The sequence below is a fragment of the Variovorax sp. P4_D9 genome (genome assembly GCF_056401695.1).
In genome coordinates, this window is record NZ_JBFUIU010001044.1 from 1 (window position 1) to 2,651 (window position 2,651).

A 2,651-nucleotide genomic window follows, 5' to 3' on the forward strand; every position below is an offset into this window, starting at 1 on the left:
GGCTCGGCAGGGCAGGGCGTTTCCATGTCCGTGCCCGCCACTGCGACTTCGACTTCGATCACTCCAGCCAATGTCGGGATGCCTCAGGCAGCGGTGCGATGAAATCCCCGGTGTCCTCGGCATGGGTCGTGTGCGTCGCCGTTGCGGCGACGGCAAGCCATGCCGAGGTCGGCACCGTGCCGTCGGCCAGTGATGCCCGAATCCAGACGGTTCGCTTCACGGGCGACGACATCATCCGCATCGCCGCGGCCGAAGGCGTGGTGACGACCATCGAGCTCAGCAAGAACGAAGAGATCAAGGACTTCGCGATGGGCGACCGGGATGCCTGGCACGCAGCGATCAACGGCAATCTGTTCGTGATCAAGCCCAAGGACGTCAAGGCGGACACCAACCTGACGCTTTTCACAAACCGTCGCAGCTACCTGTTCCAGCTCAAGACGACGAGCAGAACGGCCCGCAACGTCGCCTACTGGGTGCGGCTGCAGTACCCGGAAGGCGATGCTTCGACCCCTGAGGCGCGCGCTCTCGCGAAGCAGGAAGCCGAACGCAAGCAGATGAAAGCAGACCTCAAGGGGTCGGCCTCCGAAGGAAACCTGAACTACGACTACTGGATCGTCGGGCCGCAGGAATTGCAGCCGCTTTCGATGCACGACAACGGCAGGCAAACCTACATGCTGTTCTCAGCGGCCAACCCGATGCCTGCGGCGTTCATCATCGAGCCGGACGGCACCGAGAGCCTCGTCGACTACCACGTCGAGGATGACACGATGGTGCTGCACCGCGTCGTCACTCGGGTGATCCTGCGGCGCGGCGCGCTTGTGGCGGGCATTACCAATCGTTCGCCGACCTTGCCGATCCAGTCGGCGCCGACGGGCACGGCCAGCGGCAAGGTGCAGCGGGCCCTCCGTGAACCGGGAGGTGACTGATGTTCGAACAGAAGCAGGAAGCACCGGTGGCCGAGGAGGAGCGCGAAGGGCTCGTCGAGCGCAAACGGGCTGTCGCACCGGGCCAGAAGCTGATCCTGGTGGCGACCTCGAGCGTGGCGGCGTTGCTGATCCTGTTCGGGATTGCGAGCAGGAACAACTACTTCGGGCTCTTCGGGGCGCCGACGCCGCCGAAGACGGACCCGCCGAACGAGATTCGTCCGCTGTCGGCGCCGGAGGTCAAGGTGCCGCTGGCACTCGGGCCGCCGCCTTCGGTCCCATCCTCACCCTCCTATGTCGAGTGCCCCGGTGGCCTGCGCCTGCCCATCGGGCTGAATTGCCCCGAACCGGAAAAGAAGGCCGAGGCCGTCCAGCCCTCATCCCAGGGCGGCATGTCCGAGGAAGAGCGCATCCGCGAGCGCCGCCGCAAGAGCGCGATCAATCTGGCCGCCACACAGCAGAATGCGGCCACCACGGCGCAACTCGGAGCCGCAGTGGCGAACGTCGGCCTGCCGGGCGCCTCGACGCCGCAGGGCGGCACAAACGCACTGGCCAGTGCCCTGTCCGGCACGAACACGCCTGGAACCAGCGCAACGATCAACCGGAATCCGTCGATGACGCTCGCAAAGGGCACCTTGCCGGATTGCACCTTGCTCACGGCGATCCTCACGGACCAGCCTGGATTCCTGAAGTGCATCCTGAGCGCGCCGGTCATGTCGATGGACGGCAAGGTCGTGCTCATGGAGGCCGGCACCACCATGGAAGGCGAATACACCCAGGGCCTGCAGGCGGGCCAGAAGACGATCTTCACGCTGTGGTCGCGGGCCGTGACGCCGAATTTCGTCTCGGTGCAACTGAACTCGCCCGGCACCGACGCGCTCGGCCGGGCCGGCACATCGGGCTACGTCGACAACAAATGGTTCGAACGCTTTGCCGGGGCCATCTTCTTCTCCCTGCTCCAGGACGCCAAGCAGATCTACATCGCCCGTGACGATGCCCGCGCGCAGAGAGCCAGCGGGAGCCCGTATGGCACGACGTACAACATCGGAACGCAGAGCATGCTTTCCCAGTTGAACAACACCGACAACGCCACCAACACGATCGTGGAGGAAATGCTGAAGCAAGGCAGTCAGCTGAAGCCGAGCCTCTACAAGAACCAGGGCGAGATCATCAAGATCTTCGTGGCGCGCGACGTCGACTTCTCGACGGTCTACGAACTGCGCCCGGCCGCAGCGACCAACTGAGGCATCGCAGATGGGCGCGCCTGACAAGTACGTCTCGATCCTGGCCCATCTGCGCGCCTTCGAGGGCTGGCTGGCCGATCCGAGCGTGAACGAAGTGGCTGTGAATGCTCCCGGCGCAGTGCAGCTGTGGAAGGATGGCGTTTGGGAGCGTGTCGAGGCCCCGGCGGTCAGCTTCGAGTATCTGCAAGCCCTGGGCAACTTCCTGGCGAACATCTCCCAAAAGCCGTTCGATGAAGCGGATCCGATCCTGTCGGCGTATCTGCCCGCGGGCGAGCGCATCGAAATGACGATGCCGCCGACCGCCCCGCGCGGGATGATCTATCTCAATCTGCGCAAGCACACGAGCCAGTCTTTCGAGCTCGGCCAGTTCGTGGCGCAGGGGTACTTCGAGCGAACACGGCACGTGCATTCGACAGGATTGGCTGAAGACGAGCGCCAGAAGCTCCTCGCCCAGCTCGAGCCCGCGCAGGTCGAGCTGTGGGAG

The 2,651-nt window shown here is 64.6% G+C and carries 3 protein-coding genes; all 3 read left to right on the top strand.

Going from position 1 to position 2,651, the window contains the following annotated elements:
* The coding region (locus tag AC1DY5_RS50610) for a TrbG/VirB9 family P-type conjugative transfer protein (protein WP_478121847.1) at positions 1-926 on the top strand (926 nt) is incomplete at its 5' end.
* A complete protein-coding gene (locus AC1DY5_RS50615; RefSeq protein WP_478121848.1) occupies positions 926-2,167 on the top strand; it encodes a TrbI/VirB10 family protein in 1,242 nt (413 codons plus the stop codon). The genes AC1DY5_RS50610 and AC1DY5_RS50615, both read left to right, overlap by 1 nt.
* A gap of 10 nt (positions 2,168-2,177) precedes the next feature.
* Positions 2,178-2,651 (top strand): P-loop NTPase family protein (locus AC1DY5_RS50620; RefSeq protein ID WP_478121849.1); only part of this gene is annotated, 474 nt, incomplete at its 3' end.